The following is a 5955-nucleotide window of genomic DNA, read 5'->3' on the forward strand; positions in this document are numbered from 1 at the left end:
CGGCCCACCTTCGCACCTTTCACGCCCTGACGATCAATCTGCGCATCGTGGCTGCGGGTTGCGTTTTATGGCGAAGAATGGTTACGTTTCCGGACCGAAGAAACGACGCTTGCCCTGCCCTGTCGAACCTTGCGCGCCACAGCGCGTACGGTTCGCGTCGGACGGCGACGATACGAATGGGCCGGAACCGGGACGCGTCGCGCAGCTTGGAGCCTTCCACGGTTCCGCGCGAGGCGCCGCGACGTTCCCGACCCGCCTGAACCCGAGAGCCACGCATGCCGACGGACGCGACGGAAGACACCCGCACTTACATCGTCCTGGTGAACCACGAGGAGCAGTACTCGCTCTGGCTGGCCGACAAGGAGATCCCCCTGGGCTGGTCGGCCGTGGGCGCGCCGGGCTCCAGGGAGGAGTGCCTGGCGTACGTGAAAGAGGTGTGGACCGACATGACGCCGAAGAGCCTGCGGAAGCAGACGCAGGACGCCTGATCCGCGGACCGCCGAAGCGCGCCGGCGCGCCGGACGAGCATCACCACACCAGCACACGCAATGACGCTGTACGCCGAGCCCGCACCCGGGCTCTTCCGCATTCCCGCCCTCGCCCTTCGCCCCGACGCGGCGCACACCCGGCACGTCCTCTCCATCCTGGACCTGTCGCCCGCGGAGGTGCTCTACCTGGTCCGGCGCGCGGTGCGGATCAAGCACGCCCCCGCCGCCCCGCAAACCCTGCGCGGCCGCACGGTGGGCGTGTACTTCCGGAAGACCTCCACCCGCACCCGCACCGGCTTCGTGGTGGGCGCCGGGCGGCTGGGCGCCACCGTGGCCACCTTCGGCCCCGCCGACCTGCAGATCAACACGGGGGAAACGCCGGAAGACACCGCCCGCACCCTGGCCGGCTACCTGGACGTGCTGGTGATGCGCACCAACGAGAGCGTGGAGGAGATGAACACCTTCACCACGCACCAGGGGATGTCGGTGGTCAACGCCCTTTCCTCCGACGAGCACCCCACGCAGGCGCTGACCGACCTGGCCACCCTGCTGGAGCACTTCGGGCGGCTGGAGGGGCTGCACGTGCTGTACTGCGGCGAGGGGAACAAGACCGCCGCCGCGCTGGCGCTGGCCATGAGCCGCATCCGCGGGGCGCGGCTCACCCTGGCAACGCCCGAGGGGTACGGCCTCAACCGCCGGAAGCTGGCGACCGCGCGGGCGCAGGCCGCCGAGCACGGCGCGACGGTGGAGGAAACGCACGACGCGGGCGACCTTCCCCGCGGGGTGGACGCGGTGTACACCAGCCGCTGGCAGGAGATGGGCGTGGGAAAGTCGGACCCGGAGTGGAAGAGCCTCTTCCGCCCGTTCGCCGTCACCCGCGCGCTGATGGAGCGCGTCTCGGGCCCCCGGACGGTGTTCCTGCACGACCTGCCGGCCGTGCGCGGCGAAGACGTGGACGACGAGGTGCTCGACGGGCCGCGGAGCCTGGCCTGGGTGCAGGCGCAGCACAAGATGTGGAGCGCCATGGCGGTGATGGAGTGGTGCGGCGCGGGCGTCGTGGACGCCGAGATCTCCCCCTCCTCCTGACCCCGGCCATGCAGCCCGCACTCCTCGTGCACCCCCGCGGCGCCGCCGCGAACCCCGCCCCGCCCCCGTTGCGCCTGGCGCCGGACGGGGACGGCTTTCGCGTGGGGCACGGCGAGATCCACGCGCACCACGGCGAGATCGTGCAGGGGATGTTCTACTCCAGCGACGGCACGGTGGAGCACGGGCTGGTGACCCTGCCCTGCACCCTGTTCCGCACGAGCGTGCGCTTTCGCCCCCTGCGCTCGGGGCCGCTGACGGTGGAGCCGGGCGACCGCGCGCGGGCCAGGGCCGCCGCCCGGCTCACGCTCGACGCGCTGGGGCGCACCGGGTGGGGCGGGGCCATCCGCATCGAGAGCAACGTTCCCGTGCAGTGGGGGTGCGGCTCGTCGACCACCGACGTGCTTGCCACCATCCGCGCGGTGGCCGACGCCTTCGGGGCGGTGCTGGACCCGGCGTGGATCGCCGGGCTGGCCGTTGCCGCCGAGACCGCGTCGGACTCGCTGATGTTCGGCCCCGGCCGCGCGGTGCTCTTCGCGCAGCGCCGCGGCCGCGTGCTGCAGGACCTGGGCGGGCCGCTTCCCCCGGTGCGGGTGCTGGGCTTCAACACCGAGGGCGAGCACGGGGTGGCGACGCTCAGCCTTCCGCCCGTTCCCTACACCCTGTGGGAGATCGAGGCCTACCGCACCATCCTGGGCCTGCTGCGACGGGCGGTGGAGCGGCAGGATGCTGCGCTGATGGGGCGGGTGGCCACGGCCAGCACCCTGATCATGCAGCGGCACCGCCCCAAGCGGCAGATGCCCGAGCTGCTCCACCTGGCCTCGGAAGCAGGGGCGCTGGGGGTGCAGGTGGCGCACAGCGGCACCGTGGCCGGCTTTCTCTTTGCCCCCGGCCCCGCGGCCGACGCCGGGATCGAGCGCGCGCGGAACGGCCTGGACCGGCTGGGGGTGCCCGCAAGCTGGGAGTTCTCCATCGACCCCGCCCCGCACCCGGCGGACCCCTCGTGAGCGGCCCCGTGATCCACGCCAGCTTCGTGGACGCCATCGCGCTCCCCCGCGTCGTCTGGCTGCGCCCCAACCTGATCGGGCTGGCCTTTCCGCTGATGAAGCTGCTGCCGGCGCGCTTCATCGTCCGCAAGGCGCTGGAGGAGGGCGAGCTGCGGCCGGGCGGCCTGATCGCCGAGACCACTTCCGGCACCTTCGGGCTGGCGCTGGCGATGGTGGCGCGGCTCGGCGGCCACCCCCTGACGCTGGTGAGCGACCCGGCCATCGACGCCCCGCTCAAGCGGCGGCTGGAAGACCTGGGCGCCACGGTGCACATCGTCCGCGAGCCCGGGCCCACGGGCGGCTTCCAGCAGGCGCGGCTCGCCATCCTGGAACAGGTGCTGGCCGAGAACCCGGGAAGCTTCTGTCCCCGCCAGTACAGCAACCCGCACAACCCGGGGAGCTACGCCCCCTGCGCCGAGCAGCTGGCCCACGCGGCCGGGGCGGTCGACTGCCTGATCGGCACCGTGGGGTCGGGCGGAAGCGTGTGCGGGATCTCGTCACACCTGCGGCGGATCTCTCCCGACCTCGAGGTGATCGGCGTCGACGCGCACGGCAGCGTGCTCTTCGGCCAGTCCGACGCCGGGAGCGGCCGGCTGCTGCGCGGCCTGGGCAACTCGCTGATGCCCCCCAACGTGGACCACACGGCGTTCGACCTGGTGCACTGGGTGGGCGCGGCCGAGGCCTTCCTGGCCACCCGCCGGCTGCACAGCGACCACGCGCTGTACGTGGGCCCCACCAGCGGGGCGGCGTACCTGGTGGCCGACGCGTGGGCGCGCGAGAACCCCGACCGGCTGGGCGCGGTGATCTTTCCCGACGAGGGTCACCGCTACCAGGACACCGTCTACGACAACGCCTGGCTGGAGGCGCAGGGCGCGCGCCTCGACGTCCTTCCGCGCGAGCCGGTGGAGTGGGAGCATCCCCACGACGGCAACGAGCCGTGGGCGTTCTTCCGCTGGGGGCGCCGCTCGTACGACGCGGTGATGGCGCGGCCCGGCGCCGGGCCCAGGCTGGTGCCGGCGTGAGCGCGGAAAAGGCGCTGCTCTTCGTCGAAAGCAACACCAGCGGAACGGGGCGGCTCTTCGCGCGAACCGCGCGGACGATGGGATTCGCCCCTGTGCTGATCACCGCCCGGCCGGAGAAGTACGCCTACCTCGCCGACGCGGACGCGCCGGAGGTGGTGGTCGTCCCCGGCGTGGACGAGGACGAGCTGCACGCGCTGATCGCCGACCGCTGGGGCGGGGCCGCCGGGGTGGCCGGGATCACCTCCAGCTCCGAGTACTTCATCGCGACCGCGGCGGCGCTGGCGGCGCGCTTCGGCCTGGCCGGGCCCGACGCGGCCTCCGTTCGCGCCGCGCGCGACAAGTCGTGGCAGCGCCAGGTGCTGGCCGCCGGCGGCGTTCCCTGCCCCGCCTTCCGCGCCGTCTCGTCCGCCCCCGACGCCGTGGCCGCCGCGCGCGAGATCGGCTTTCCCGTGGTCCTCAAGCCGGTGGACGGCAGCGGCAGCGTGGGCGTGCGCGCCTGCGCCGGCGAGGGCGAGGTGCAGGCGCACGCGGCGGCGCTCCTGGCCCCGGGCGGCGGGAACGCGCGCCTCCTGGTGGAGGGGTTCGTCACGGGGCCGGAGTTCTCGATGGAGATGTTCTCCGGCCGCGTGGTGGGGATCACCCGCAAGCACCTGGGCGCTCCCCCCTTCTTCGTGGAGGCGGGCCACGACTACCCGGCGTCTCTCCCGGCGGACGTGGCGCGGGCGCTGGCCGATTCCGCGACCCGCGGCACGGAGCTGCTGGGACTGGGGTGGGGTCCGCTGCACTGGGAGCTGCGGGTGGATGCTACGGGGCGCGCGGTGCCGATGGAGGTGAACCCGCGGCTGGCCGGCGGCTTCATCCCCGAGCTGGTGCGCCACGCCCAGGGGATCGACCTGATCCGCGAAACCCTCCGTCTGGTCGTCGGGCAGACACCGGAGGTCACGCCGGTGCGCCACCGCCACGCCTCCATCCGCTTCCTCTTTCCCCCTGCCGACGGGCGGCTGGACGCGGTGGAGGGGAGCGACGACGCGCGGGGGATCGAGGGCGTGGTGGACGTCGCCCTGTACCGCTCGGTGGGAGACCCGCTCGTGGTGCACGGGGACTTCCGCGACCGGATCGGCCACGTGATGGCCTGCGCGGACGGGTTCGACAGCGCGTCCGAGGCGGCGGAGCGCGCGCGCGACACGGTCCGCCTGCGGGTGGACCTTCCGGCCGCCGCGGCGCTGGAGGGAGTGACGTGAGCGAAGACACCGGGCGCATCCGCCGGGCGCTGGACCCCCGCGCGCGGCGGATCGTCTTCGGCGGCGACGCCGACGGGGCGATCCGCGACGAGCTCCCGTCGTACGTCCGCATCGACCGCGCGCACCTGGTCATGCTGGTGGAGCGCGGAATCCTTCCCATGGAGCGCGGGCGGCGGCTGCTGGCGGCGATGGACCGGCTGGTGGCGGAGGGCTACGCGCCGCTGAAGGGGCGCGCGGCGCCGCGCGGGCTGTACCTGCTGTACGAAAGCTGGCTGGTGGAGACGCTGGGCGAAGAAACCGGCGGCGCCGTGCACCTGGCCCGTTCGCGGAACGACATCAACGCCACCGTCCTGCGGATGCGGCTGCGCGAGCCGTACGGCCGGCTCGCCGGCGAGGTGCTTCGCCTGCTGGCCGTGCTGGTGCGCCGCGCCGAGCGCCACGCGGGCACCACCATGCCCATCTACACCCACTACCAGGCGGCGCTCCCGGTGACTTTCGGACACTACCTGGCGGGCGTGGCGCTGGCGCTCCTGCGCGACCTGCACGGGCTGGAGGCGGCGGCCGCGGACCTGGACCGCTGCCCGCTGGGCGCCGGCGCGGCGGGGGGAACCACGGTCCCGATAGACGCGGAGCGGACCGCGGCGCTGCTGGGCTTCGGCGAGGGGGTGCTGCACTCCGTCGACGCGGTGGCCTCGCGAGACCTGGTCCTGCGCCTCCTTTCCGCCGCGTCCGTCCTGGGCGTAACGCTCAGCCGCCTGGCGACCGACCTGCAGCTCTGGAGCACGGCGGAGTTCGGCCTGGTGGCCTTTCCCGACACCCTGGTCGGCTCCAGCTCCATGATGCCGCAGAAGCGCAACGCCTTTCTCCTGGAGCACGTGCAGGGGCGGGCCGGGGCGCCGCTCGGCGCCTTTACCGCCGCGGCGGTAGCGATGCACGCCACGCCGTTCAGCAACTCGGTCGCCGTCGGCACCGAGGGGGTGCGGCCGCTCTGGGGCGCGCTGGAGGGGGTGACGGAGGCGGTGGTCCTCTCCCGCCTGGTGGTTGCCGGCGCCGAGCCGCGGCCGGAGCGGATGCG

Annotated in this window: 6 protein-coding genes; all 6 read left to right on the forward strand. The window is 73.7% G+C overall.

What is annotated here, in order from left to right; all coding sequences use genetic code 11:
* The first annotated feature begins 275 nt into the window (after nucleotides 1–275).
* Nucleotides 276–488, forward strand: coding sequence for an MbtH family protein (locus VIB55_RS24975; RefSeq protein ID WP_331879411.1), 213 nt, complete (start codon nucleotides 276–278; stop codon nucleotides 486–488).
* Nucleotides 489–548: 60 nt separating this feature from the next.
* Nucleotides 549–1574: a hypothetical protein gene (locus tag VIB55_RS24980; protein ID WP_331879412.1), complete on the forward strand. Its 1026-nt coding sequence runs from the start codon at nucleotides 549–551 to the stop codon at nucleotides 1572–1574.
* 8 nt (nucleotides 1575–1582) lie between these two features.
* Nucleotides 1583–2578, forward strand: coding sequence for a hypothetical protein (locus VIB55_RS24985; RefSeq protein ID WP_331879413.1), 996 nt, complete (start codon nucleotides 1583–1585; stop codon nucleotides 2576–2578).
* A gap of 8 nt (nucleotides 2579–2586) precedes the next feature.
* A complete protein-coding gene (locus VIB55_RS24990; protein WP_331879414.1) occupies nucleotides 2587–3639 on the forward strand; it encodes a cysteine synthase family protein in 1053 nt (350 codons plus the stop codon).
* A complete protein-coding gene (locus VIB55_RS24995; protein WP_331879415.1) occupies nucleotides 3636–4880 on the forward strand; it encodes an ATP-grasp domain-containing protein in 1245 nt (414 codons plus the stop codon). The genes VIB55_RS24990 and VIB55_RS24995 overlap by 4 nt, the downstream gene beginning before the upstream one ends.
* On the forward strand, nucleotides 4877–5955 hold a 1079-nt coding region (locus VIB55_RS25000; protein WP_331879416.1), incomplete at its 3' end, for a lyase family protein. The genes VIB55_RS24995 and VIB55_RS25000, both read left to right, overlap by 4 nt.

This window comes from Longimicrobium sp. (assembly GCF_036554565.1).
In the GTDB taxonomy this organism is placed as follows: domain Bacteria; phylum Gemmatimonadota; class Gemmatimonadetes; order Longimicrobiales; family Longimicrobiaceae; genus Longimicrobium.

Bases quoted from the DNA above. Each gene is read 5' to 3' on its own strand.
- VIB55_RS24975 (WP_331879411.1), top strand. From the start codon at position 276: ATGCCGACGGACGCGACGGAAGACACCCGCACTTACATCGTCCTGGTG.
- VIB55_RS24980 (WP_331879412.1), top strand. From the start codon at position 549: ATGACGCTGTACGCCGAGCCCGCACCCGGGCTCTTCCGCATTCCCGCC.
- VIB55_RS24985 (WP_331879413.1), top strand. From the start codon at position 1,583: ATGCAGCCCGCACTCCTCGTGCACCCCCGCGGCGCCGCCGCGAACCCC.